This is a genomic window from Microcoleus sp. FACHB-672, from assembly GCF_014695725.1.
Lineage (GTDB): Bacteria > Cyanobacteriota > Cyanobacteriia > Cyanobacteriales > Oscillatoriaceae > FACHB-68.
The window spans coordinates 1-26393 of sequence record NZ_JACJOU010000020.1; the positions used below are offsets into that span (position 1 = coordinate 1).

The window sequence follows — 26393 nt, forward strand, 5'->3', positions numbered from 1 at the left end:
CTTTCTCTCTACTGTTTTATTAACTTTTGAATGAAGCTTTTGGCTACACAAAATCGTTTCGCCAATTCCCGTTGCGATATTTCTTCATTCTCATACACTTGGATTATTTTTTCCCGCAAGTCCAGTGAGTAGGCTTTCATCTTTACACCCTCAACAGCTCCCCATTACTGTACCTCTGTTATTCGAGAAACGCTATATTAAACTACCTGTAACACTTGCCTTTAAACACTTACCATCAACATTAAGAAAATATTTTATATGTTTCCAGAGTTCTTCGTCAATTTTCCAGGGGGAGAAGTTATCTGGCATCGGTTAGTTGCTGCTTTCTTAACCATTCCTGATGCCCAAGCTTGGCTATGGTCAACCGCACTGTTGGGAATTTATACGTTGATTGCTTTGCCGGTAGGATTTGGAACGGGTTTTATTAAAATAGATATTCAAAAATCGTGGGTGGTCGTTATTGGGGTAATCGGAGGTTCTTTGTTAAGACCGGCTCTCACTGAAGAGTTATTTTTTCGTGTCTTACTCTTGCCTCACCCCACAGAAAATGCTTCGCCAGCAGCCTTGTGGTTTTGGGGCTTGGGTGGTTTGGTGATTTTTATTGTGTACCATCCGCTGAATGCAATGACTTTTTTCCCAGTTGCCGGTGAAACTTTTATACATCCAATATTTTTATTTTTGGCAGCTCTTTTAGGGGCAATTTGTACGATTTCGTACTGGCAAAGTGGTTCTCTTTGGCCGCCAGTGGTGATTCACTAGATGATTGTAGCCGTCTGGTTGCTGTTGTTAGGTGGATATCAAAAGCTTCATGCTTAAGGGGCTGAAGGATTTTATTGCTTTTACCTTTAGTTTTTCTAAAAATAGATTTTTTAAGGAACCACAGATGAACATAGAGGTTCATGCAGTGTGCCGGCAGAAAGGCACAGATAGTTGAATCAGGTTTATCTGCGAGACGTAAGTTAGGGTATGGTAAAATTTTTGATTGAGTTTAACCGAGGTATTCCCTCTCTTTGAATAACTGCTTATGTCTGAACTGCCGGCACTGAATAATGAAACGATTTGGGCAATCCTTAATGAAGAAATTGAGGATACGACGGTGAACCAATTGGTTTGGCATTACTTGGGATATCGCTATGATGAAGCCGCCGGCAAGTGGGATGCTTCTGCTGTTGCGGTTGAATGGCGAGATGAGTATCCTGAACCGCCAGATTTTATAGCCAACCGCCCGCCTACGGTGAAACTCACTCGCTCGATTCCATCGGAAAATAAGCAACTTTTGAAAGAGCAGTTGGGTTTTAAAGGTTACAAAGTAGGTGAATTTGGCCCTAGGCAAACTCGACGGGCGACTATGGCAAATTGGCTGTTGAGTTATATGAAGGGCGCTAAAGGTGAGGAACTGTAATTGATTTGTCAGCGATCTAGTAGGTGTTAATTCTGGAACGTCAAGTAGTCGTTATCTAGAGGAAACTCCTATGTTTTTTACGTTCCTTTCGTCTTTGGCATTAACCGGCACTCCCGCCATCATTCCCCCATTGCCGGCGATAATAGACGGATCGGCAATCATCGCTGACTATCGATATCGAAATCGAAATGTGTGCCGGCAACATCGGGTGGTTGTAGAGTTAATCGCGCGTGGCAATGATTGGGGAAATGTGTGGATTAATGAAAAACCAGTGTTTCAGCCGCAAAATTTTAACCGGCGCAAAACCCTAAACCTTTGTGCCGGCGCTTACAGGGTTGTCTTCACCGGCATCACAAGCATGGATGTGTGGGATTCGGGTTATCTGGATCTGGGGCGAAGTAATGTGGTTAAACTTTCCTTCACCAAAAACGGGGTAGAACAGGTGGAGGGAGATCCTAACGCTTGGTTGCCGGATGATAGAAATGATCCTGATGTTTGGCGGCGAAATGACTCGGATATCTGGCGCAGATAGGTAATTGCCAGTCGCATTGGCTGATTTTTGGGGAGTAACAGCTATTGTGGTAATAGCTTTATTTGCATCGCATCCGCCGAGTACAATATGCTCAAATTATCCTCTGTATTGCAGAATCGCTATCAGCTCAAACACCAGCTGAGTGATCATCCCGTGCGTCAAACTTGGTTGGCAGAGGATTTAGAATCGCAAGATCAAGTTGTGGTCAAGCTGCTGGCTTTTGGGGGTCAGATGCAGTGGGATGACCTCAAACTGTTTGAACGTGAGGCGAAGGTGCTGCAACAGCTAAATTATCCGCAGATACCTAAGTATCGAGATTATTTTGCGGTTGATGAGTCTAATCTCTGGTTTGGCTTAGTTCAGGAGTATATCCCCGGTTCGTCGCTGAAGCAATTGCTAGAAGAGGGGCAGCAGTTTTCTGAGCAGCAAGTTCGCCAAATCGCGCAAGATGTGCTAGAGATTTTAATTTATCTCCATGAACTGAAGCCGCCGGTGATCCACCGCGATATCAAGCCGAGTAATTTAATTTTAGGGGCGGATGATCGGGTTTATTTAGTAGATTTTGGGGCTGTGCAGAACCGGCCAAGTGCAACGGGCGCAACATTTACGGTGGTGGGAACTTACGGATATACCCCCCTTGAACAATATGGCGGCCAAACCGTGCCGGCATCGGATCTGTATGCCTTGGGTGCAACGCTGATTCATTTGCTCACCGGCACAGCGCCGGCAGAGTTGCCACAGCGAGATTTACGTGTTCAATGGAGCGATCGCATCACTTCTAATGTCAGTGGAAATTTTGTGCGGTGGGTTGATCAACTGATACAGCCGGCTGTGGAGAGAAGATTCTCTTCAGCGGTGCGAGCACGGGATGCACTGAAAGGTGCGCTCACGATTCCTTGGGCGATCGCAGAGCTTCCTGTAGTTGCCGATACTTGTGCGATCGTCAATCACTCGCCGGAACGGTTAGAGATTGAAATTCCGGCGCGTGTGGAAGTTGAAGTCATTGAGCCGGTTAAAAAAGTTATCAACCAAGGTTTAGAAGCCTTGCAAAACAGTTTCAGTGCTGTATTTAGCCAATTGCAGGATTCAGCAGGAAGTATCCCAAAACAAGCGATTTTACTGCGTGCCAGTGTTGCCGGCGGTGCTTTAGTGCTGCTAAGTTTTGCGTTTCCTGTAATTATTTACACGATGCAATTTTTAAACTTATTAATTCCGGCGCTAACGTTACTCGCTATTTTCATTTTATTGGGAAGTTGGCGTGTGTATCCCCGGAGTTATTTTGAGCGCACTTATATTTGTTTTGAACTGGATAGCTTTGTCATGGAATGGCAGCAGGTCTGGCTCTATAATTATCGTCGGGAAACTGGAGTAACCTCTGAAATTCAAGATGTGGCAGTTGCGACTTATGGTGAGAGCGACGATTGTGAGAGTAATTCGCCTCACTCAGCCGTTGTAATTACTGCCGGCCCTTCTCAAAATGAATGGGAGAAATATATATTTGGTCAAGAATTAAGTGAAGCTGAATTAATTAAGTTGGCAAATGAAATTCGGGCTTGGTTAGCAGGAGAATCTCAATAATTTATTTTAATTTTTCTTGGGAACGCTTCAACCTTATCTGCACCGAGGCCGGCAAAACCGTAATTCCCCAAGTAAATGCACCTCTACACCCTTGGCTTTTCACTGATCTAAAATTCAATCCCGCTACACCAGCAACCCCTCACCTCTCAGCTTTCATACAGCTAAGTTGCACTGCCTCCTTGCCACAAGCACCCTAGATTCTGCTCATCGGCAAACGAACTTTATGCTTGCGTAAAATTCGCGTAATTTGCGTGGCACTAATTTCAATGCCGGTTTGCTGCGCCAGATGCGTTGCTAAGCGTTGACTTGTCCACAAATCGAACTCATATCCCAGCTTTTTCGGGTCTTTCTTGATCGATTCTAGCAATGATTGAATGTAACCCTCATTAGCCTTGCGATAGTTCCCTTGCTCCCGCTTATCTCTCAGGCTGTCGAGATTATCCGGATCGCCATGCACACACCAATAAGCAACGGTTCGGTAGGAACACCCGATAAAATCAGCAATTTCTTCGTAAGTTTTACCATCATTTTGTAATAACAAAATTAAAGCGTGCTCGCGCAAGCGCGGGCAATCACTCTTCCGGATAGCTTTTTGCAGACGCTTTCTTTGCAGTGAGGTGAGAAAGTCTTTAACCGGCATAAAATTTTTTGAAATATATCGTTATTCTATTTTATGCTATTTAATTGTAAAATGACCGCTTGTACAGCGGAAAAAGCGAACTTCCTGAGAGCGTAAATCGCTTCTGCCTGGTTTCCCACACCGGCACACTTCCCAGCTAGCTCAAATGCTTTGCTTACGCACCATTAAGGTCAACAATATAAAACAGCCAATCGCCTAATTTTTGATCGGTCATCTCACATCTAAAACCTCCAATTTCCATGTCAATGGTCAGTTTACCCGGACTCAAAGCAATAATCGACGTCATGAGTCGAGAGCGCAACTTGCCGAAACAAGCCGTCCAGAACGCTCTAACAGAAGCGCTGCTAAAAGGATACGAGCGCTATCGCCGGATGCAAAGCCTGGAAGGGTCGAACTTTCCAGAAGACTACTTCAACAACTTTAAAGTTGAACTTGATTTGGAAGCAGAAGGCTTTCGAGTCCTCGCAACCAAAACTGTTGTAGAAGCAGCCAGCCAGCCAGATCAGGAGGTTGCCTTCAACACAAAACCGGCTGCCGCAGTCGGCTTAGGCGATACCGTTGTTGTAGACGTGACACCCGATCAGGGGGAATTTGGGCGACTCGCCGCCTTACAAACCAAACAGGTACTCACCCAAAAACTACAAGAACAGCAGTGCCAGCTCATTAAAGAACAGTTTCTAGAGCTTAGAGGCACCGTTGTGCAAGCAAGGGTGATTCGCATTGAGCGCAAAGCCACCATTGTTGGTGTCAGCAGTGGTGCCGGCAAGCCAGAGGTAGAGGCGGAACTGCCTAATTATGAAAAGTTGCTGCAAGACAACTATTCAACGGATGCAAAGCTGAAAGTTTATCTCAAAAAAGTGTATGAAACTCCCCGGCAAGGGCCGCAGTTGCGCGTTTCTAGAGCAACAACAGGTTTGGTTGCCGGCATTTTAACCGGAATTGTGCCAGAAATTCAGCAGGAAACTATCCAAATTATCGCAGTTGTGAGAGATGCAACACCCGAGTCTCCTTTGGTTGTCTCTCGTAGTAAAATTGCGGTGGATACCCAACAGCCAGATTTAGATCCCGTTGCCGTTTGTGTGGGAGAGAATGGAGCGCGATTGCAGGCGGTGGTGAGTGAGTTGCGGGGCGAAAAAGTTGATATTATTCGATGGTCTGATGACCCAGCCACCTATATTGCCAGAGCTTTGTATCCGGCACAGGTAGAGAAGGTTTTGCTCGTCGATCCAGAAACACTGGTTGCTGAAGTTTTCTTGCCGGCAGACCAGTTACCTTTAGCATTAGGGCCAGATGAGCAAAACCTCCGTCTTGCTGCTCGTCTGACGGGTTGGCAAATTGAACTTAAAACTTAAATTGATGGTTGCTAAGTGTTAGAGAAGAAAGCTTCTTACCTTAATCGCAGAATTTTGAGATAAGCGCTTTCTCTCTTTACTCTCACTTTGGCATTTTGCAGAATTTGCGTTTCTGTAATGGGTAGAAATACAACTTAATTTAAGCGCTTAAGAAAGTTTAAACTAGCCTGTTACACAAAAGGCTAGACAAATCCCCCTGAATTGGAGACAATTGCCATATTCAAGTGCCGGTTAAACACCTACTTGCTAACTTCTTTGCCCAGCTAAGAGAGCTGATTTTATGGAACCCAAATCTTTATCCCAGGCTATAACGACTTCTTTATCCGATTCTAAATCAATTGTTGATGCCGGCACTGCGGCTGAAATCACTGAAGCCAGAGAAGATGATAACCCGTATGAGTTTCTTTTTACGCGAGCGATTGAATTCCGTCAAGAAACCATTTATTTTATTGTTGTAGACCGCTTTTTCGATGGCGATTCAGAAAATAGCGAAGGCCCAAATCCTGAACTTTATGATCCTGCCGGCGAAGATTGGGGCAAATACTGGGGCGGAGATTTACAGGGAATTATCGACAAACTAGACTACTTAAAAGGTATGGGAGTAACTGCACTTTGGCTGACTCCTCTTTTTGAGCAAGTTGAAGCATTATTTATTGAACAAGCAGCGATTCACGGCTACTGGATTAAAGACTTTAAGCGGATTAATCCTCGATTTATTGGCAAAGATGATGAGCCTTCTCTAAACAAAACCCAGGACACGAAAAATACAGCTTTTGACCGATTGATTACTGAGTTGCACAAACGGGATATGAAAATGATCCTGGATATTGTCTGTAACCACAGCAACCCAGATTTTAGCGGCAAAAAAGGAGAACTTTACGACGATGGCGTAAAAATTGCTGATTTTAATGACGATAAAAATAACTGGTATCACCACTATGGGATAGTGACCAACTGGGAAGACGAGTGGCAAGTGCAGAACTGTGAACTTTCCGGTTTGGCAACTTTCAATGAAAATAATGTTGAGTACCGAAATTACATTAAGTCAGCGATTAAGCAATGGCTAGATCGGGGCGTTGATGCTTTGCGGGTGGATACTGTGAAGCATATGCCCATTTGGTTTTGGCAAGAATTTAATGGAGATATCCAAACGCATAAACCTGACGTTTTTATCTTTGGAGAGTGGATTTACAGTAGCGCAAATGATGAGCGATCAGTTGAATTTGCAAATCGATCTGGCATGACAATGTTGGATTTTGGGTTGTGCATGGCGCTCCGGCAAGCCTTAGCGGTTAATGCACCACCGGGATTTCAAATGATTCAGGACGTTTTCGATCTTGATTACCGCTATGATGGCGCGACGGAACTGATTACATTTATTGATAATCATGATATGCATCGGTTCCAAACACTGAATCCAGATCCAGATGTAGTGCGCTTGGCTATCAATCTGGTAATGACTTGCCGAGGGATTCCTTGTATATATTACGGGACTGAACAGTATCTGCACAATGATACGAATACTGATGGTGATCCCTACGGTAATAACGATCCTTATAACCGCCCAATGATGGAAAACTGGGATACCGATACAGCCATTTATCGGGATATTCGGTTACTTTCAGGATTGCGCCGGCTCAACCCTGCGGTTTGTTTAGGAAGCCAGTGGTTAAAATATATCACTTCTGATGTTTATTGTTACCTACGACGCTATCGGGATTCCCGCTGTTTTGTGGCGATGAATAAAGGTGAGCCGGTGACGCTTGAGAAGGTGGAGACTGATTTACCCGATAAAGAGCATACTTGCGTTTTAACGGGACGTAAATTAGAAGTTAAAGATGGCTATCTCTATGATTTAGAATTGGGAGCGAAAGAAGCCATTGTCATCAGTCATGTTGGAGAGCGAGTTAAAGGGCAAACTCTGGTGCGGGTGCAAGTGAATGGCATCTCAACGAATCCGGGTGAAATTGTGGTAATTATCGGCGATTGTCCGGAATTAGGAAATTGGGATATTGCCAAAGCTTACCCCCTGGAATATATCAATGCAAATACTTGGTTTACCGAAATTCCGTTTAATGAAAGTGCCGGCAAGGCAATTTCATATAAGTATGCCATGTGGCGTGAAGGTCACTCGCCGGTGCGGGAAAATTTAGTCTGCCGACGCTGGCTTTTAGCAGACGAAGGTATTGTCAAGTGGCGCGATACTTGGAGCCATTAAATTAAGCGAAAAAGCAACCCAGTTTCTTAAAAAAATTGGGTTGCTGCGCCAAATCACTTTAATTGAATAATCTGATAAACAGATATCGTTATTCTATTCAAAATTTATTTTGAATAATTGTTATTAAAAAAACTTATTTTTTTAAATGATTAGTAAAACATTCAGAACTTAAAGATAAGCCGCCCTGCATCTACCAATATTTATTTAGTAATCACCGGCAGAACCATAGATCCACGCATCAAGCCAGCGATGATAATAATATTGTTGTGCCGGCGATAAAGTTTTAACAAACGGTTCCATTGCCTGTCCGAGGGGAAAGAGCGCACTGTAAACACCCAAATTAATGTAATGACGCATCCAATCTAAGAGCGGAATGAGTCCAAGCTGTGGCGTTAGTTTGATAATTAATGCCGGATTATTTATAGCTGTTTTAAGGAGCGTTTGAGATAAAGCTGAAAACTGCACCACATCTTGTAGAAAAGGCTTTAAAACCGGCTCTCCCAACTGCTCCATGCCGGCAAATACCCCAGAGAGTAACTGATTAATTTGTTCCGGTTCAATTTTACGCTCAATCCCAACAGTCATCGCCCGTTGAAATAGCCACGTTACTGATAAACTCGGTTGATAGGGTTGCAATAAAGCCAAAGCCGGCGCAGAAAGTGTGTCTGCTTGCAGCGCTTCCTCAATGCCGGTGGTTAAACGCTTGAGATGGCGCACCATTGCCCCAAACCCACCAAAACTCAAAGGAGATTGACTGCCGCTACTATCTCCCACCGGCAGAATGCGACTCCAAGGCATTTGTAAGGGGCTTTGCCGATAGGAAGGAAAGAACCCAAACAGTGCTCGTTGAAATTCCAATTGATCGATTTCAACGCCTTGATATGCCGGCAGCAACCGCAAATATTCCTCAAATAGAAACTCTAAACTAAAGCGTTGAGGATCAGCATCTAAATAAGTAAATAAATAAGTTGTGCGCCCATCTCTCGCGGGAAATGCTTCCCAAAAATACTGACATTGATGTTGAATTGGCGTAAAAGATACAAACAAATCGCCCGTTTCATTTTGAGGAAATCCCCGCGCACAACTCCCCACGACTAAACAAATGCTATCTGGTTTTTGCCCTTGTCGTGCCTGCCGAATCACGGGTGAGAAATGTCCCATTGCATCGATGAACAATCGAGTTGTTAAAGTGCGGGGAGAGGAGTCTTCCGCTTGACTTTTGATTTCTACCGTAATTCCATCTGGATGAACAATGGCTGCCTCAAAAGCCGTATTTTCAAATAACTGTCCGCCGGCTTCTAAAAATTGCAACTTAAGTGTATCGAGTAAAGAAACTGGATCAACCCCAATATTAAGAACATCACGCACCCAAACTTCAGCGCCATTTAAAAAGCTTACACGGGCGGGATTATATTCTGTTGCGATCGCTTGCCCTAATTCTGCTTCCGAAAGTAAATCTAATTCCACAAACACATCTAATTCTTTGCGAGAGATGTTCCATTCTTGATCTCTGCCGCGCAAAATTCCCCGCTCAACTAGCGCTACCCGCCATCCCCGTTGCGCTAAAGCTGCACCGATGAAAATTCCCAAAGTGCCGCCGGCGATCACAATATCCCACTCTACAGTTTCCAGAGGCTGCTCGTTTTGCTTCACCACAGCCGGCACAGGGGCGCTACCCTCTTTGATGGCTTGCCAAAGGCTATCAGCGCGACGCAATGCCCCCAATGCGTCACCAGGTAGCTGAGATAGAATTTGCTCGGTTTGGCTCATGAGTTGTCGATTTTCTACAGAAGCTTTCTTTACATCCTAATCTGGTATCAGTTTTTGCTGACATCGTCGCACCAGCCGCAACACCCGCAGCGAGTTTAATAGTCCTTTTTTGTGTCAACTTGCTTGCTCAGTTCGATTATTTTTGTATTATTGCTTACACAAACCAGTAATACTAGATAATGCTTGTGGCAGAGAATGCGAAAAACCCAGATTACGCCTGAGAGAGAGGAATGTGCGCCTTTAACTTCATAGAATAACTCCAGGCTTACAGATAGCATTGCTTTGATTTTATATAAACACCCAGAATCCCTCAATCTTTTGTGAGGGAGGAAAGTGTCAATTTATGTGCCGACAAGATTTTATTTTTTGTTGGCGCAAACAGATTTGCTTTTGAAAGTTGAATTGGAACTCTAGCAAATTGGAAAACCTAAAGTTCGACACAATTACTAATTTTCGCGATAAATAATAGCGCAGATTCAGTAGTAATAGTGAAGCAGAAGTAGCAAAATGCGAGAAACAGCGGGACTGGGAGAACAAGCAATTAATAAAATTGCTGAGATGGCGCTGGCAAGTCAATTGCACGATGCGGGAGAATTAGAAGTTCGGATTAAGACCGATCTCAACAAACTCGCACGGGGAGAAGTTGAGTCAATTGCAATCAAGATCGCTGGCTTATTAATGCAAGCAAATTTGCGCCTAGAAGAATTGCAGCTACAAATTAATCGGGTTACGGTTAAGCCTTTTAGCGCCCTGTTCGGCAAAATTGAACTGACGCATCCTTCCGATGGCACTGTTCGTGCTGTGATCAACGAGGATAGTCTCAGCCACGCCCTTAACAACCAATCTTCCTCCAAAAATTCTCGACAAAATCAAGGTTTTGATGAGAGGAAAATTAGCGGAATTCACGTTCAGCAACTGCGGTGTTTTTTCCTAGCCGATGGTCATATTGTTTTTAACTGCGAAGCAATTTTGGAAAAAACAAATCAAGCTCAATCCGTTGCCTTCACAGCCTTACCAAGCATCGCGATGGATGGGCGAAAAATTGTCCTCCAAGAGGTGCGTGATGTGGAAGGGAAGGAACCTCCAACCGGATTAGCAGCAGCTTTGGTGGCCCAGGCAAGCGAAATTTTAAGTTTGCCTGAGTTTGAGGAAAAAGGAATGTCTTTGCAATTTCAGGAACTCGAGCTAGCAGCCGGCAAGTTAACTTGGCAAGCTGCCGCCCACATTGAGCAATTTCCATCCGGTTAACCGGCTTATTAAAACTTTATTGGGGTGGCTCTATGACACACTTTGGTATTATTTGCCCGCCGTTTCCGGGGCACTTAAATCCCCAGGCAGCCTTGGGACGAGAGCTGCAAAAACGCGGTCATCGCGTTACTTTTTTGCAAATTCTTGATATAGAACTTAAAGTGCGCTCAGAGGGACTGAACTATTGGCCAATTGGGCAGTCTCTTTACCGGCCCGGTTTTCTGGCTGAAACTTGCGAGCAACTTGGTAAATTGAGCGATCTGGAAGCGCTGCGCTACTCACTCGATTTTTGCCGGCACATTACTGAAATTATCTGCGAAGATGCCCCAGGCGCGATTAAGGAGGCGGGGATTGAAGTGTTGCTCGTCGATCAGCTCGAACCTGCCGGTGAAACAGTTGCAGAATTCCTTGGTATTCCTTTTATTTGCGTCTCTTGTGCTCAGGCGATGCACCGCAGAGCAGATGTTCCCCCGTTTTTCACCCCCTGGAGTTATCAAAATAGTTGGTGGGCGCGGCTTCGCAATCTGGCGGCTTATTATATGCTAGACCGCAGCAGCCAACCGATTCTGCAAACGCTCAATCACTATCGGCAAGCCTGGAAACTGCCGGCATACCGCAACTTGTATGCCTCTGCTGCCCGACTAGCCCACATTAGCCAGCAGCCGGCTGCCTTTGATTTCCCCAACCCCAATCTGCCGGCGCACTTCCATTACACCGGGCCATTTCGCAATGCCTCACCGCGATCAGTTTCTTTTCCGTTTGAACAGTTAACCGGCCAACCTCTGATCTACGCTTCACTGGGCAGTTTGCAAAACACGAAGCACGAACTTTTTCACACCATTGCCGCTGCTTGCGAAGGACTGGATGTGCAACTGGTGATCACGCATGGCGGTGGGATGAATGCAGAAGCCGTTCAACAACTTCCCGGTTCCCCATTAGTGGTTGAGTACGCCCCCCAAATGGAAGTGCTGGCTAAAGCGAGCTTAACCATTACTCACGGGGGACTGAACACGGTGCTCGATTCCCTCAGCTACGGCGTTCCCCTCGTTGCCATTCCCATCACCTTTGAACAGCCTGGAACCGGCGCACGAATTCGCTGGACGGGGACTGGGGAAGTGATTGCTGTATCGAGCTTGAGCGTTCCCACTTTACGAGCAACGATTCAGCGGGTGCTGACAGAAGATTCTTACTTAAAAAATGCCTTGCGGATCAAGCAAGCGATCGCTCAAGCCGGTGGGGTAACACGAGCTGCTGATATTGTTGAGCAAGCTGTTAAGGCTGAGCGTCCAGCGCTAAAGCAGGCTGCTTTAGGGGCTAGGAAATAGGGGAAGGGGGGAGAAATACAGACAGCGTTTGTGGAGCCGGCATCCTATCTGGTTGGTATCCCGCCTTTGTGTTTATCTCGATACTTTATTATCTTTGAGCGCAAACGTTCGCCGGAATACCCACTGCATTACGCCAGGAAGCAAGCTATAAGCTGCCTTTGACATATTTGCCGAACCCACAATTACCTCAGCCCGCTTATTTTTGACTCCATCCCAAACGGCTTTGGCGACATCTTCCGGTTTCTCCACGACGGGAACGCTTAGCACCTGCTTCACCTGATCGTGACGTGCTTGAGTGTCTTGCTCATCTGTGCCGCGAAAAATCGCCCGTTCCAAAAAATTACTTTTGATTATATTGGGATAAATTCCACAAACATGAATGCCTTTGGGTGCTAGTTCCCCGTGCAGTGCTTCTGTTAAGCCGGTGACGGCATATTTGCTCGTAGAGTAAGGCACTAAATAAGCAATGGGAACTTTGCCGCCGATGGAACTAATATTAACAATCGTGCCGGTTCCTCGTTCGATAAAATGCGGCAATAGTGCGTGAATTGTGTGAATATATCCCCAAAGATTGAGGTCTAAGCAGGAGTGCCAATCCTCTAGGGAAAACTTGTCTGCCGGCCCAGATATGTATAAACCGGCATTATTGATCAGCACGTCGATTTTGCCAAATTGCTCTAATGCCTTATGGATCAGCGCACTCACCTGCACGGAATCGGTGACATCAGTAGGGACGGCAAGTGCGGAACGTCCGAGCAACCGCACTTCGTCGGCTGCCGCTTCCAATCGATCCGCGTGACGCGCTGCTAATACTAAATCGTACCCTTCACGAGCAAACTGAAGCGCGGTTGCTTTCCCGATGCCTTCTGAAGCACCCGTAATTAATACTGTGCTAGCCATACTCCTTATCCTGAAAATCCTATTTTATTATCTTAGTTTATTCAAAATCGTTAAATATAAACTCTAACTTTTGTCGGATGTTTCACCGTAATTTCAATCCGTAGTTAGAGCCAGAATAAAAAAGATTTGCTAGCCTTTTACCGGCAAGCGTCATGAAATTTGTAAAAGCTGCAAACCTCGAGCCGGTTTAAGCGGAACATAGCAGTGTGCTTTTTAACACAGTTTTCTCAATAATGATATCATCCGTAAGGAATGCGGGGAACTTAAACTGCCGGCAGATAATCAGGGCTGGAGGGAAAGCTAGAATTAAATCACAACTCAATTGTAAATAAATGTAAATATGCTATTCTGTCATAAGGGGATTGAAGCTGCCGGTGCATAAAAAATACTAAGGTCAAGCCCAAGTTTCTTATTTTTGTAAAAATCGGCTATAAAGGATTCTTATTTTTGCTTATCTGGAAAAATTACTACAGATAAAGCTATGTTTTAGAGCATTGTGGCGATAATATTTTATTGCCTATTGCGCCGTCTTGTCTTGATGATCAGGTTCGTAAATTTTCACTTTTAAGCTACACGGAGTCAAAGTATGATTCAGCTCGATAGAGCCTCCCTGCCACCCGTAGAAATTTCTTCAAGCGTTAACACTAGAATATCCCTGCCACCCATAGAAATTTCTGCAAACGCTAAAAATGAAGAGGGAAGCAAGGGAATTTTAATCGCTTTTGCGATGATTGCGCTATGGGCAAGCAGCCTAGTTTTCTTGTTTTACCTGGATCTTTCCAAAGTTCCCGTGTGGTTGGTGTTGCCGGCTATCCTTTGGCAGACTTTTATGTATACGGGCTTATTTATTATTTCGCATGATGCCATGCATGGCGCAGTCTTTCCTCAAAATCGCAAAATTAACAATTTTATCGGTTCAGCAGCCGTCTTTGTTTACGCACTGTTTTCCTATAAAAAGTTATTGAAAAAGCATGGAGTACACCACCAACATCCGGCAACTGAACTCGATCCCGATTTTCACAATTTAAAGCACAAAAACTTTTTTGCGTGGTATTTCCATTTTATGATGGGTTACACGACTTGGAAGCAAATTATTGGATTAATGGTTCTCTTTAATATTGTTAGATCCGTGACTCATATTCCCGAAATAAATTTAGAGTTATTTTGGGGTCTTCCTTCACTTTTGAGTTCGCTGCAATTATTCTATTTTGGGACTTTCTTACCCCACCGAGAACCCAAAGGAGGCTATACGAATTCGCATCGAGCGCAGAGCAGTGAATTTTCAGTTTTCTGGTCATTCGTAACTTGCTATCATTTTGGCTACCACCAACAACATCACGAAAATCCTAATGTTCCTTGGTGGAAGTTACCGGAAATCTATAAAAATTCAAAGCAGCAACCCGCATCCTGAACTTCTTAGCAGTTTTCACTTGCATTAGTTGGCTATAGCCCTCTTAAATTGGATGTCATAACATGAGCGGGCAAGATGCCGGCACACTAAGATTTTCAGGGTGATGATCATTACTTAATCACAGAAGATTGCTATATGTTAGGGCGCTGTATTGCGCCCTAAATTTTATATATAATTAAAAATCGAATTAATAATAAGCTTATGAGATACAGCTTTCTCCACAATCAGCTCATCTCAAATCAAAATTAACCAGAATTAACCAAAATTTTACCTTCAGTGTCTTCTAAATCACTTTACAGAAATTCTGTATAAGTGGTAACTTTTTGACGGGTGTTGCTCTCAGTAAAAGCACGGTTAACGCTCGGTAAAGAAACAGTAAACTTTGCGGAATTTTACGGAGAGAGTTCAAAGCTTTCTGAAGTTCTATAACGCTGCGCTGTGATTTCTGCTTTGTCAGAACAAAAGCGATCTTGCAAATTCAATCAATAGTTAGGAAAGGGGGGATTTATGGCGGATTTATTTTTCTCAGAATATATCGAGGGAAGCAGTAATAACAAAGCGTTAGAAATCTACAACGGCACCGGCACTGCAATTGATTTAGCAGCTGAAGGTTATGTGGTGCAAATGTACTTCAACGGCAGCACCAGTGCCGGCTTAACGATCAACCTCACCGGCACCGTTGCAAACGAGGAGGTTTTTGTACTCGCACAGAGTAACGCCAGCGCCGCTATTCTCGCGCAAGCCGATCAAACCAGTGCGGCATCCTGGTTTAACGGAGACGATGCGATTGTATTGCGTAAAGGTGGCGGAAGTGGGACGATTGTTGATGCCATCGGACAAATTGGTGTCGATCCGGGGACTGAATGGGGAAGCGGACTGAGCAGCACTGCTGACAATACATTGCACCGCAAAAGTAGCATTATTGCCGGCGATCCTAATCCCACCGATGCGTTTAATCCCAGTACAGAATGGGATGGATTTGCTACGGATAGCTTTGATAATTTAGGCACTCATACAGCAGATGGCGGCGGTACAACTGTCGGCATTACGATTACTCAAACTGCCGGCAGCACGGATGTTAATGAAGCCGGAGAAACCACTGATACTTATAATATTGCGCTGAATACTGCGCCGGCAGGTTCTGTCACCCTTGAAATTGCTGCTGACGGACAAACTCAGATTAGCAGCGATGGTGTTAACTTTTTCAACACAGTTTCTCTGACGCTGAATAATACGAACCCGCAAACGATTACGGTTAGAGCCGTGAACGATCTGGATGCCGAAGGCTCTCCCCACACTGGCACGATCAGCCACACGATTACAAGTAGCAGCGATCCTGCCTATTCTAACAGTTTGACGCCGGTTCCTAATGTTAATGTCAACATCGTTGATAACGAATTCACCCTAACTCCTATCTACGATATTCAAGGCAGCGGCGCAGCGAGTTCGCTTGTGGGGAATACTGTGACAACACAAGGCGTTGTTGTTGGCGATTTTCAAGGAAGTGCCGGCTTAAATGGCTTTTTTATTCAAGATGCTGCCGGTGATGGTAATGCCGCAACATCTGATGGCATTTTTGTTTTTGCACCGAATAGTCTTGATGTCAATATTGGGGATGAGGTGCAACTCACCGGCAGCGTTTCTGAGTTTTCCAATCAAACCCAAATTAGCAATCTCAGCGATTTGAGTGTAACGGGTTCCGGGACAGTTTCTCCCCTTACCCTTGACTTGCCGGTGACAGCCGTGGGTGATTTGGAACGCTATGAGGGAATGTTAGTTAATTTCCCCGAAACGTTAACCGTCACAGAAAACTTTAATTTAGGCCGATTTGGGGAAGTCTTGCTTTCATCTGAAGGCCGGCTTTATAATCCCACCAACTTTATCGATCCAACGGATATTCCTTCCTCTGAGACAGAAAATGATGAGGATAACGTAGCGGCTGTAACAACGGCTCAAACTGCTAACAATCTGCGCCAAATTCTTCTTGATGATGGCAGCAATGTTCAGAATCCTTCAACGATTCCTTTCTTAAATTCAAATAACACCCTGCGGAGTGGCGACACTACCACCAATTTAACAGGTGTCGTCGGTTACGGCTTCAATAGTTATCGCATTCAGCCAACCGTTACCCCAACGTTTGCAGCCACCAATCCCCGCACTGCCGCGCCTGAAGAAGTTGGAGGAAATGTTAAAGTTGCCAGTTTTAATGTGCTTAACTATTTCAACGGCGATGGCATGGGTGGCGGGTTTCCCACGTCTCGCGGTGCCAGTAGCGCCGTTGAATTTGAGCGCCAGCGTAGCAAGATTTTTGCAGCTTTGTCGGCGATGGATGCAGATGTTGTTGGCTTAATTGAAATCGAAAATGATGGAGATGGCGCGAATTCTGCAATTGCCGATTTGGTGAAGGGTTTAAATGAATATATCGGCGCAAATGTTTATGATTATATCCGCGATCCAGCCACCGGCGTGGGAACGGATGCAATCAAAACGGCATTTATTTATAAACCTGATGAAGTGACGCCGGCTGGTTCCCCAAGCAGCAGCACAGAGGCAATTTTTGACCGGCTGCCGGTGGCGCAAACGTTCAGCCTCAATTCTAACGGCGAAACATTTACAGCCGTGGTGAACCACTTTAAATCTAAAGGCAGCGCACCCAGCAATTCCAGTGATCCGAATGCTGATCAAGGCGATGGACAGGGTGCTTGGAATCTCAAGCGCACGCAACAGGCAGAAACGTTGCTTGAATTTGTTAACAACATCAAAAGATCATCGGGAGATGAGGATGTTTTGGTGATCGGTGATTTGAATGCTTATGGCGAAGAAGATCCGATTGATGTGCTACGAAATGGTGGGTTAATTGATCAACTTGACCGATTTGTTGAGAATCCTTATTCCTACGTTTTTGACGGACAAGCCGGCTATTTAGATCACGCGTTGACGACGGCGAATTTAAGCGAACAAGTTGCCGGTGTAACTGAGTGGCATATTAACGCTGATGAACCTCGAATTTTAGATTACAACCTGGAATTTAAAACGCCTTCAGGTGGAACCTCACCAGATCTTTACAGCGCAACGCCTTACCGTTCATCTGACCATGATCCAGTGATTATCGGTCTGAATTTAGCCAGCGAAATCACAATTATTAATGGTGGCAACGGCAGCGATAGTATTAACGGAACCGCTGGAAGAGATAGCATTAGTGGAGGCAACGGCACCGACATCCTCAACGGTGTCACCGGCAACGACACGCTTCTCGGTCAAAATGGGAATGATTTGTTAAATGGAGGTGCCGGCAATGATTCACTCAATGGCAATAATGGCAATGATTCTCTGATTGGTGGCAATGGCAACGACATCTTAACCGGCTGCAATGGCAATGATGTTTTTGTCTTAGCTGCCGGTGCCGGTAATGACACGATCACTGAATTTACAGATGGTCAAGATTTAATTGGTTTATCCGGTAATTTGTTGTTTGAACAATTGACCATTTCTCAAGGCACAGAGGTTAATGCCGGCAATACTTTGATCCGCCTAACCAGTAGCGATGAATTGCTGGCAACTCTCACGGGAGTTTCTGCCGGCAGCCTCACTTCTGCTGATTTCATTGCATTCTAATTAGTTCTGCAAAAAAGGATTGCCGGTTTGTCCTCAACTAATAGAGACAAATCGGCATTTTTTGTCCAAAAAATAGAACCAGAAAATTTGGCATCTCTACCAACGATGAATGATAAACCGGCTCTCTTTATCAGTCACTCACGGCGAAATACAAACAGATTGCCGGTGGCACCTCTTCCTACCCTGATATCTTCATCTAAATAGGAAGTTGTCCACTCTGCCTCGTTGCGGAGAAATTCTAATACAGGGATTTTCAATTCAGGAAAACGCCAATTTTCCATACCAAAAAACTTTGTTGCTTGTAGAGAAAAACTGTCAAAGCTCACCTTAGCCATTTGTTCATCAGCGCCCCAAGTCCAAATGCCGGCAGCCTGTAACTGCCATTCCCCTAGCAGAGGTAAGTCAAGAAAAGCATTATTAGAAGCAAAAATTTTCCCAGAATTACCGGCAGTCAAAGTTTGCCACACGCGTTTAATTTTGATTGTTTCCCCAAAATCTGGCATTGAAGCAAGCCGGCGGGTAACGACGGTTCCTTTTGAGGCGTACACCAATTCCCAATTACCGAGTAGAGAAGGGAGAGATGCCGGTTGGAGTGGGCGCGGGATAGGATTGATCCTTTCTAGCTGTCGCACGATTTCATCGATCTCCCCTCCATCCGAGGGAAATAAGGCTTGCTGTAGCCCTAACGCTTCGACTCGTTGCAAGAGGCCGGTTTTTAAGGCAAATCTCGTTGCGTCATCCTCTGCCATGTCTTGATTTTCCACTTCCCTGCTTTGAAGAAAGCATACATTGGAGTGTTTAAAAGGTGGCTATCTCTATCAGGAAAGAGCAGAACAACGACACCTGTTGGGGGAGTTTTAAGAATACTATCAGCCGTGGCAAAGTAGCCGCCCTGTAGTATTCTCTTTAAAGAAACTGAGTAATAAGTTTTTATGTAGTTGCCCAACTTAATCTTGTACTTCCTCAGTTTCTTTATAAATATCTTCGTCATATTCAATTTCATCAGATTCCTCTTCGTCCTCTTCACTAGAGTTAAGTAAATCTCGAACTCCAGCAAAGGATTCATCTGATTCAGAAGATTTTTTTATCTGCTCATCAATAAGTTCAACGTCTGGTAATACTACATGAAAATCTTTTCTCCAAGTTAAAATAAGATTTTCCGTCCAGTTAACCTCATTACTGACCTCTTCTTTAGTACGTTTTATCAATTCCCTCACACCATCAGAGGAATCCAACAATATCATTTTTATAAGCTCTATACATCTCTCAGATCCAGAGCCTTTAGTTATCATGTTTAGCTTTGCATTTGGCTGCACTAAAACATAAGACCAATGAGATTTATTGCGTCTGAAAAAGTCAGCTTCATCCATTTTAGTAATACTAAGCGAGATAGCATCAAGAATTGCTGGAATACGGTATTCTGGCGGTATCCTAAGCAAGAACCTTGAGACAGCGGAAAAAAGAATTTTTTGTCCTAAAATAGTATATAAAATACTGGCATCTCGTGTTTTCTTTATACTTGCTTTTTGATTCGCATTTAATTGAGGTTGCTCTGGTTGAATAGGGATATTTATGCCTGCGTGGTTAAGCTGTAATACCCAATCCTTGAATGGCTGAAGTTCAGCAAAAAACCACTTAAGCAATACTTTTGTGCCTATTTCAGGAAGTCTAGGATGAGACTCATAATAGGTCTCCAGAGCCATATTACGCTCAGTTGGTGAGTTGAATGATTTCTTTAAAGCTTCCTTCTGATAATCTTTCAATAATTCAATAGTACATTGGCTAACCAAATCCAGAGTCGTTAGATAAGGTTCTGATTGAGTCAAGCTTGGTGATGTGGAAGACCATCTAATGAATCTCTCTTCAAGCACTTTTTCCTCTAAAAGCTTTCTAGGAATCAATGCTGATATTTTACTGTCATCAAGCAATAGTTGAGTTTGTTTATCGATTGATTTCGCAGTCTTATTTATAACTGTAAAGATATTACGAGTTGATTTGATTATCTCATCTCTTACAGTTTTGCTGGAGTCTGCATGACCAACCCTACCAAGATTGCCAAATACTAAATAAACTACTGGGATGTCAAAGGTTTCTGAGCAACTGAAATTGTCCTTAATTTGTTGAGGACTTAAAAGCTCTTTTCCAGTATGGGCATCCCAATATCTCTTTAATGAAAGAAGTCTATGTTGACCATCAATTACAATTCTAGCTACGTTCTTATACAGCTTTAAAGTGACCCATTTTTCCAAAATTATTCCCTTACTCTGAGCTGGAGTAAAGTCCCAAAACTCTCTTTGGTCATTCGAGTTGGGCAAAAGCACGACTACAATTGAATTAAAAAAGCGAATTCCACCCTGCGCTAGGTAAGAAAATATTTCTGTCTTCGCTCTGTTTTCATCTAGTTTTCTCTGAACTCGTTCTGAAAAGCTCCAACTTCTTTGAATGTCATCAGCAAATTGAATGTTTTCAACTGCATCACTTTGCTCAAGAGTGGTTATGAAGTACCTTACCTCACCAAATTTACCAGTAATTGCTTTATATTCAATCGTCTCTGGAGACTGAGCATCTAATTCCATTTTCTAACTCCTCTGTGTATTAAACTTGGGTTGACATAGCTGAATTAACAGGCTTTCCAACTCTCTGGAAATATTTATTGGACAAGGGAGACAAACGAATAAAAATTCATCCTTATGTCTTAAGCTTGCGTACTTTGAGAAAAACCCATCGTCTCGCTCCAAATGCTGAACAAATCTCTCTCTTAAGTTGCTTGCAGTGCCAATGTAATCTGGACGTTGGAGAATACTACTTGAGATTAGGAGTTTTTTTAACATTCTTCGCTCTTTAGGCTCAGAGACGGCTTTGATAAATACTTCCATTTTTTCAGATAAACCAACTGACTCTCCACAAGTATTTACAATAAACTTACTTCTATTATCTTCTTCAGAAAACTTGGTTTTAAATACAGTTTGTTTGATGCGAGCATCTATCTGCTCAGATAACTCGTTTTCTGAAAAATCAAAGGCATGATATAACGCATAGATACCCGCATCTACAGGCAGAGAATCTGCTGAGGATAGAGTTGCTGTTACTACAATAAAGTTTTTAAAAAAGTTGTCGTGAACTGTTTCTTCCATATAAATTACAAATAATTTGGATAAAAAAGCTAATTTTTAGAATTTTCTAGAACATTCCGCTCAGCCATCAATAATATCAGCGCAGTATTAGCGATTGCCACAGAAATCACAACCACCAATTATCACATCTTCAAAAATGACAAATCCATCGTTGTGTTTGAAGGGTTCGCGCTCGACAGTGCGAGGTTGAACCTTTACTTCACAATATTCGCATCTGTATCCATACATCGGATTTTCTCTATAATACGGTCAATATCACTGGGAGGCAATTGATTGTTTGAGTCACATCAAGGTAATTATATCAAGTTGGTAGTACATTCATTCTTTTAATCTAAACTTTGCTAATATTGCCGACAACTTCTATACTACAAGCAGGCAAGGACATTTTTGTAAAAACGAAGCTGCTTTACTCTCCGCATTTAGGTTGTGTAAATGTGCTGGAGTCGGTCGGATAATGCCATTAAATATATCATCTAGACCGTAAGGAGTAAAGAACTGCCATTCTCCTTGCTCATCTAACCGTACCCCTACAGCCGTCGCTGTGTGCAACCAATCACTCACCCCATCTTCAGTGCTATTGTACAACCGGCTGCCGGCACGCCAACGCGCAAAACTCGCTTGATTTTTAACATCAAATTTGTACTCAGGAAACTGCGCTGTCAGGATATCTTTCGCAGCGAGTTCTTGATCACGATCTCCCAGCCCATCAAAAAAGGCAATATCAAAATCGTTAATAATTAACTGACATTCATTACCGAACACTGATTTCCAAACCGTATTTCGTACCGCACCACCGGCTAACCACCAATTAGGCAAATTCAGCAGAGAGATTGCCGGCAGTACAACACCCACGGGCGAATCTACCAAAATCTTCTGGAGGCGAGGGGTATTATCCATGTTTTATTTAAGTCTTTCCACTTATTTACCCAATTGTATTTTCAGTGCGCGCAACATCCGACTGGTTCCTTCTTCAATCGCTTTTTGCACCAGTTGGGGAATCATTTCAGTAATAGGCAGATCGGAAAAAATAAGACTAACAGTTGATTCAGTATAGTCTTCGTTTTGGAGAATATAAATCGTCAGTTTGCGATTTCGATAGATCCACACTTCCGGAACACGCAAGGCTTGATAAGCATTCAAGGTCGTCTTTGAAGTCACATCAGATTCAATCGCAAGATCGGGAGGTGGGTAAACCTCCAAATTCATATTGGTACAACCTCGAACACGACCGGCATTCTGGATATAAAAGCAGGTATCAGGTTCAACACCGGCAATGTCTGGTTGCTTCAAAGTCGTTGAGCCAAAATCTTCCCAGTCCTGTCCTTGGGCATCCAAAATAGCTTTGACAATATCGGCAATAATGCGATGGGGACGTTCCTGCAATGCCAAAGGAGACATGATTTCCAGCGTTCCTCGATAGTATGCAATGCGTGTGTTGCGCTGTTCTCCCAGTTCGGTAAGAATCTCCTCAAACTCCTGCCAGGACAGGTTATGAATGGTCATCATGCTGCCGGCAGTGAGTTCAATGGCACCAATGGGGATGGTAACAGTCATTAATGTTCCTCCGTCGATTGCTCAGGCAACTTCTTCAAGCGTAACTTGCTATTCACCCGTGAGCCGGTTTGGCATTGTGAGAACCTATGCCACTTCAACAGGCATTTTTTCTAAAAATATTTCTATCTCACATCAATAAAAAACCGGCTTAAGATCAAGATCATGCCGGCATTTAGGAATTAGGAAATAAAACGGCAAACTTCTAAGACTTTTTATGAGCAACGACATCAGCCGTTGCTTTAGCAATCGTCGCCAGCTGTAACCCTTGGGGATAATCGCCTTCTTGCTTGATTCGCTTGATTTCTGCTTCAGGAATCGGTAAGTTTAACTTCTGACAAACAGCTTGCACAATATCGCCGCGATCAATAACACCGGCAACCGCACCCGCTGGAGAGAGAACCGTCATGCGCCGCAATTGATGAATTTCCAGCCGGTTAATCGCTTCAACAATGGGCGTTTTTTCGTCAACGGTAATCAAGTCTGCAAACGGACGCGCAATGTGGTGAAGCGTCTGTTTTTCCCAAAGGCTGCGCTCGACAAAGCGAATATCATCGGTAACAATCATGCCGCGATAGCGACCATTAGACGCTGCATAAAAAGGTTTTTCTGACGCACCGCCTTCAATTAACAGGTATTGATCCGCAAACTCGCGCAGCGTCATCTCAGCATCAACAACCCGAAACTCGCGACTCATCGCATCCCCTGCCGTTAGCCGCACTAAGGCTTCCTGCAAATCGGTCAGCCGGTCGTAGGCGCTGGCATTGCGGACTCCAAACCAGCCCAGCAGTGCGATCCACAAACCGCCAATTCCTTCTCTTCCCCCCAGTAAAACGGCAGTTAATCCCAACAGAATCGCCCCCCAGCCTAGGGCTTTACCGGCTTTCGCAGCCCAATGAACGCCGGCAAAGCGATCGCCGGTCACTTTCCACACGGCTGCTTTAACAATCTGTCCCCCATCTAAAGGCAGGCCGGGGATTAGGTTAAATAAAGTCAAAATCAAGTTGATATGGGTGAGATGCTCTGCAATAATCTTCACCGGCAACGGCCCTGGTAGCTGGGCTAATGCACCAAACAGAAAGCACAAGATCAAACTTACCGCAGGGCCGGCGATCGCCACCTGAAACGCTTTGCCCGGTGTTTTTGATTCTTGATCAATCGAGGCAACTCCACCAAATAAAAATAACGTAATGGAATTAACTTTAATGCCTTGGGAACGCGCGACTAAACTGTGGCCTAATTCGTGGAGTAATACGGAAGCGAACAGCAATAGCGCCAACACAAGGCCGGCACTCCAGGCGACAACGGAACCCCATTCTGGATGCTGATTTTGCCAATCCGCCCCATTGGCAAGCGTTAGCAAGGCTAAAATAATGAACCAAGAGGAATCAATATATAAAGGGATTCCAAATAGATAACCAATTCGCCAACCTGACTGCATGAAATTTTCCTTGCCGAGCGCAGCAGTTTATCTGTGCAAGAATTAAAGCTTGCTTTCTTAATTCTACTGATTTCGCCGGCTCACCTGCGGGACACGCTACTCATCAGCGAATGTATTTCTACAACTTGAGCGCATCTCATAGACTCTTTACGGCGAAATCGGTTTCTCAATTGAAGAGTCATCAAGAAAGCGAATCATCTTTTTTTAGATTTAATTTATATTTCTTAAATTATTATCGGTTCGCGTTGAAAGGGCGCATCGCTTTTCAATGCAGTTTCTAGCAATTCGTTGCCGATTAATGCTTCAGTCCCCAATTCAAGGGTGGGGTGAGGTTCTAGCAAGCTAAAGCACCGGCTTCCCCCTCACCGCCTCATGTTGCCTACAGGACGCCGGCGTTACCCAGTCCCAAGATCGCGCCTGCACCCAGCAAGTGACCAAAGCTCATGGTTGCTAGCAATTCCGGCCAGCCAAAGCCGGTAAACAAACCGGGCACTTCAAGGGGTAAACGAGGGCCAACTCCGCGTTTCTGAATGGCAAAGCGTCCGATAGCAATTGCCAAGAGATTGGCGACAACCATCACGATCGCAACATTGGGCGACCACTGCGCCGTTGAAGCAGATGTTAGCAGTAAAGTTGAGTAAATCAAGTTACTATCTCCTAACCTTGATAAGGTGCGATAAACAAGTTTGTTATATTTTCTACATGAAAGGTTGAGTTGATCGTCTATATTTGTTTTAATAGTTAACAAATCGTGGCATTTTTGACACAAAACTACAAAATTAACCAGAAATAGAGCTTTTTTGATGCGAGTAAAAATTTGCGGAATTACGAAACCCGATCAGGGGTGTGCGATCGCACAGATGGGTTCCACTGCTTTAGGGTTTATCTGCGTACCGGCATCCCCGCGCTACGTGAGTTCGCTACAAATTCGGGAAATAGCAGACCGAATCGAGCCGGTGAATATTGACCGAATCGGCGTTTTTGTCAATGAGACGAATGAGCAAATCTGTGAAACCGTTGCGGTTGGAGGTTTAACCGGCATCCAGTTGCATGGCGACGAATCTCCAGACGTTTGCCTGCAGTTGCGCCGGTTGCTGCCCAATATTGAAATTATTAAAGCTTTGAGAGTGCGCTCACCAGAGGCACTCGATCAAGCCGATACTTATGCCGGCTATGTCGATACGCTGCTATTAGACGCCTACCACCCCCAGATGCAAGGCGGAACCGGCCAAACCCTTGACTGGAAGAGTTTACAGGAATTTAACCCCAGTTGCCCTTGGCTGCTTGCTGGAGGCTTAACACCAGAAAACGTCTCCGATGCCCTTAACCAAGTTAAACCTGCCGGTATCGACCTCTCAAGTGGCGTAGAGCGGTCACCGGGAGATAAAGATTTAATAAAAGTCGCCAGATTATTTGAGAGACTGGCGGTTAGGGTTTAGGGGGCATGGGGCATGATCAAGTATTCTTTCGTTCTCCCCTAGCCCCTAGCCCCTAGTCCCTAAAAGAACGCCGGCTGATGGCGAATGAGATTAAGAAACTCTTCACGGGTTTTTTGTTCATCCTGAAATACCCCCAGCATCGCACTGGTGACTGTCCAAGAACCGGGTTTTTGGACACCGCGCATCACCATGCACATATGGGAGGCTTCCATCACAACCGCGACGCCCTTCGGTTCTAAAATTGTTTGCACCGCTTCTGCAATTTGACGGGTTAAGCGTTCCTGCACTTGTAGCCGGCGAGAGTACATTTCCACAATGCGGGCGAGTTTGCTAAGCCCAACAACTTTTTGGTTAGGGATATAAGCAACGTGCGCCTTGCCCATAAATGGCAGCATATGGTGTTCGCAGAGGCTGAAGGCGGCGATATCGCGGACTAACACCATCTCATTATGACCTTCATCAAAGATGGCACCGTTGACAATTTCTTCTAAAGATTGGGTGTAGCCGCCGGTGAGGAACCGCATTGCCTCTGCCACCCGTTTCGGCGTTTTGAGCAATCCCTCACGTTCTGGATCTTCTCCAACGCCTAACAGAATGGTTTTCACCGCTTCCATCATTTTCTCGTTGTCTTCTTCAGTGGGAGGGTGGAGATTAGGTTTGGCCCCGTCTAATTTAGTATTGCGATCGGGTCGTGTTTGAACGAAGCCGACAGCATCCGCAGAGTCAGGCGTTATGGAATTGTTAATAATTGAGTTCGATCCGCCGGAAGATGCAATAGTCATTAGCAGTCTAGATTAGGGTGTGTAGTGGTTAGCAGAGTTAGTGTTCAAGGGTAAG

General features: G+C 44.5%; 23 protein-coding genes. 11 read left to right on the forward strand and 12 right to left on the reverse strand.

Going from position 1 to position 26393, the window contains the following annotated elements; genetic code table 11:
• Positions 1–258: 258 nt before the first annotated feature.
• From H6F56_RS16040 to H6F56_RS16055, 4 genes are all read left to right on the forward strand, one after another.
• Entirely contained in the window at positions 259–759 is a 501-nt protein-coding gene (locus H6F56_RS16040; protein WP_190669957.1) for a type II CAAX prenyl endopeptidase Rce1 family protein, read from the forward strand.
• A gap of 265 nt (positions 760–1024) precedes the next feature.
• Entirely contained in the window at positions 1025–1402 is a 378-nt protein-coding gene (locus H6F56_RS16045) for a DUF1823 family protein (RefSeq protein WP_190669959.1), read from the forward strand.
• A gap of 70 nt (positions 1403–1472) precedes the next feature.
• Positions 1473–1934 carry a hypothetical protein gene (locus H6F56_RS16050; RefSeq protein ID WP_190669961.1) on the forward strand — a complete coding sequence of 154 codons (462 nt, stop codon included), beginning with the start codon at positions 1473–1475 and terminating at the stop codon, positions 1932–1934.
• Between the two features lie 87 nt (positions 1935–2021).
• Positions 2022–3512, forward strand: coding sequence for a serine/threonine protein kinase (locus H6F56_RS16055; protein WP_190669963.1), 1491 nt, complete (start codon positions 2022–2024; stop codon positions 3510–3512).
• A 193-nt stretch (positions 3513–3705) separates the two neighbouring features.
• On the opposite strand, the gene H6F56_RS16060 is transcribed toward H6F56_RS16055, so the two are convergent.
• Together H6F56_RS16060 and H6F56_RS26905 are read right to left on the reverse strand one after the other, a co-directional pair.
• Positions 3706–4152 carry a helix-turn-helix domain-containing protein gene (locus tag H6F56_RS16060; RefSeq protein ID WP_190669965.1) on the reverse strand — a complete coding sequence of 149 codons (447 nt, stop codon included), beginning with the start codon at positions 4150–4152 and terminating at the stop codon, positions 3706–3708.
• A 154-nt stretch (positions 4153–4306) separates the two neighbouring features.
• Positions 4307–4438 (reverse strand): hypothetical protein, encoded by a 132-nt coding sequence (locus H6F56_RS26905; RefSeq protein ID WP_255513731.1) that lies wholly within the window; start codon positions 4436–4438, stop codon positions 4307–4309.
• On the opposite strand from H6F56_RS26905, the gene nusA reads away from it, so the two are divergent.
• Entirely contained in the window at positions 4437–5504 is a 1068-nt protein-coding gene (nusA, locus tag H6F56_RS16065; protein WP_242032043.1) for a transcription termination factor NusA, read from the forward strand. The genes H6F56_RS26905 and nusA overlap by 2 nt on opposite strands.
• 280 nt (positions 5505–5784) lie before the next feature.
• Positions 5785–7722 carry an alpha-amylase family glycosyl hydrolase gene (locus H6F56_RS16070; protein ID WP_190669978.1) on the forward strand — a complete coding sequence of 646 codons (1938 nt, stop codon included), beginning with the start codon at positions 5785–5787 and terminating at the stop codon, positions 7720–7722.
• A gap of 204 nt (positions 7723–7926) precedes the next feature.
• Here the strand turns inward: H6F56_RS16070 and H6F56_RS16075 are convergent, their stop codons facing one another.
• Positions 7927–9492, reverse strand: a complete 1566-nt coding sequence (locus tag H6F56_RS16075) for an FAD-dependent oxidoreductase (protein WP_190669980.1) — start codon at positions 9490–9492, stop codon at positions 7927–7929.
• Between the two features lie 507 nt (positions 9493–9999).
• Here H6F56_RS16075 and H6F56_RS16080 point away from each other — a divergent pair.
• Both H6F56_RS16080 and H6F56_RS16085 read left to right on the forward strand, forming a co-directional pair.
• Positions 10000–10740: a DUF2993 domain-containing protein gene (locus tag H6F56_RS16080; protein ID WP_190669982.1), complete on the forward strand. Its 741-nt coding sequence runs from the start codon at positions 10000–10002 to the stop codon at positions 10738–10740.
• A 32-nt stretch (positions 10741–10772) separates the two neighbouring features.
• Entirely contained in the window at positions 10773–12065 is a 1293-nt protein-coding gene (locus H6F56_RS16085; protein ID WP_190669984.1) for a glycosyltransferase, read from the forward strand.
• Between the two features lie 72 nt (positions 12066–12137).
• Here H6F56_RS16085 and H6F56_RS16090 read toward each other — a convergent pair whose 3' ends face one another.
• The gene (locus H6F56_RS16090; protein ID WP_190669985.1) at positions 12138–12965 is read right to left on the reverse strand and encodes an SDR family NAD(P)-dependent oxidoreductase; all 828 of its coding nucleotides are present in this window, start codon (positions 12963–12965) and stop codon (positions 12138–12140) included.
• 586 nt (positions 12966–13551) lie between these two features.
• Here H6F56_RS16090 and crtW point away from each other — a divergent pair.
• Entirely contained in the window at positions 13552–14376 is an 825-nt protein-coding gene (gene crtW, locus H6F56_RS16095; RefSeq protein ID WP_190669988.1) for a beta-carotene ketolase CrtW, read from the forward strand.
• Between the two features lie 507 nt (positions 14377–14883).
• Positions 14884–17991: an ExeM/NucH family extracellular endonuclease gene (locus tag H6F56_RS16100; RefSeq protein ID WP_190669989.1), complete on the forward strand. Its 3108-nt coding sequence runs from the start codon at positions 14884–14886 to the stop codon at positions 17989–17991.
• A gap of 134 nt (positions 17992–18125) precedes the next feature.
• Here H6F56_RS16100 and H6F56_RS16105 read toward each other — a convergent pair whose 3' ends face one another.
• The 7 genes from H6F56_RS16105 to psaK form a co-directional block, all read right to left on the reverse strand.
• A complete protein-coding gene (locus H6F56_RS16105; protein WP_309236550.1) occupies positions 18126–18755 on the reverse strand; it encodes a PAP/fibrillin family protein in 630 nt (209 codons plus the stop codon).
• 183 nt (positions 18756–18938) lie between these two features.
• On the reverse strand, positions 18939–20567 hold the full coding sequence (locus tag H6F56_RS16110) for a DGQHR domain-containing protein (protein WP_190669991.1): 1629 nt from the start codon (positions 20565–20567) through the stop codon (positions 18939–18941).
• A 3-nt stretch (positions 20568–20570) separates the two neighbouring features.
• The gene (locus H6F56_RS16115; RefSeq protein WP_190669993.1) at positions 20571–21125 is read right to left on the reverse strand and encodes a GIY-YIG nuclease family protein; all 555 of its coding nucleotides are present in this window, start codon (positions 21123–21125) and stop codon (positions 20571–20573) included.
• A gap of 360 nt (positions 21126–21485) precedes the next feature.
• On the reverse strand, positions 21486–22022 hold the full coding sequence (locus H6F56_RS16120; RefSeq protein WP_190669995.1) for a nucleotidyltransferase family protein: 537 nt from the start codon (positions 22020–22022) through the stop codon (positions 21486–21488).
• Between the two features lie 21 nt (positions 22023–22043).
• Positions 22044–22679, reverse strand: a complete 636-nt coding sequence (locus tag H6F56_RS16125; RefSeq protein ID WP_190669997.1) for a Uma2 family endonuclease — start codon at positions 22677–22679, stop codon at positions 22044–22046.
• A gap of 202 nt (positions 22680–22881) precedes the next feature.
• Positions 22882–24117, reverse strand: coding sequence for a site-2 protease family protein (locus tag H6F56_RS16130; RefSeq protein ID WP_190669999.1), 1236 nt, complete (start codon positions 24115–24117; stop codon positions 22882–22884).
• Between the two features lie 379 nt (positions 24118–24496).
• On the reverse strand, positions 24497–24763 hold the full coding sequence (gene psaK, locus H6F56_RS16135) for a photosystem I reaction center subunit PsaK (protein ID WP_190670001.1): 267 nt from the start codon (positions 24761–24763) through the stop codon (positions 24497–24499).
• A gap of 157 nt (positions 24764–24920) precedes the next feature.
• Here psaK and H6F56_RS16140 point away from each other — a divergent pair, with 157 nt between their 5' ends.
• Entirely contained in the window at positions 24921–25556 is a 636-nt protein-coding gene (locus H6F56_RS16140) for a phosphoribosylanthranilate isomerase (protein WP_190670004.1), read from the forward strand.
• A 59-nt stretch (positions 25557–25615) separates the two neighbouring features.
• Here H6F56_RS16140 and folE read toward each other — a convergent pair whose 3' ends face one another.
• Complete coding sequence (folE, locus tag H6F56_RS16145; RefSeq protein WP_190670007.1) at positions 25616–26338, reverse strand: GTP cyclohydrolase I FolE; 723 nt, start codon at positions 26336–26338, stop codon at positions 25616–25618.
• Positions 26339–26393 lie beyond the last annotated feature (55 nt).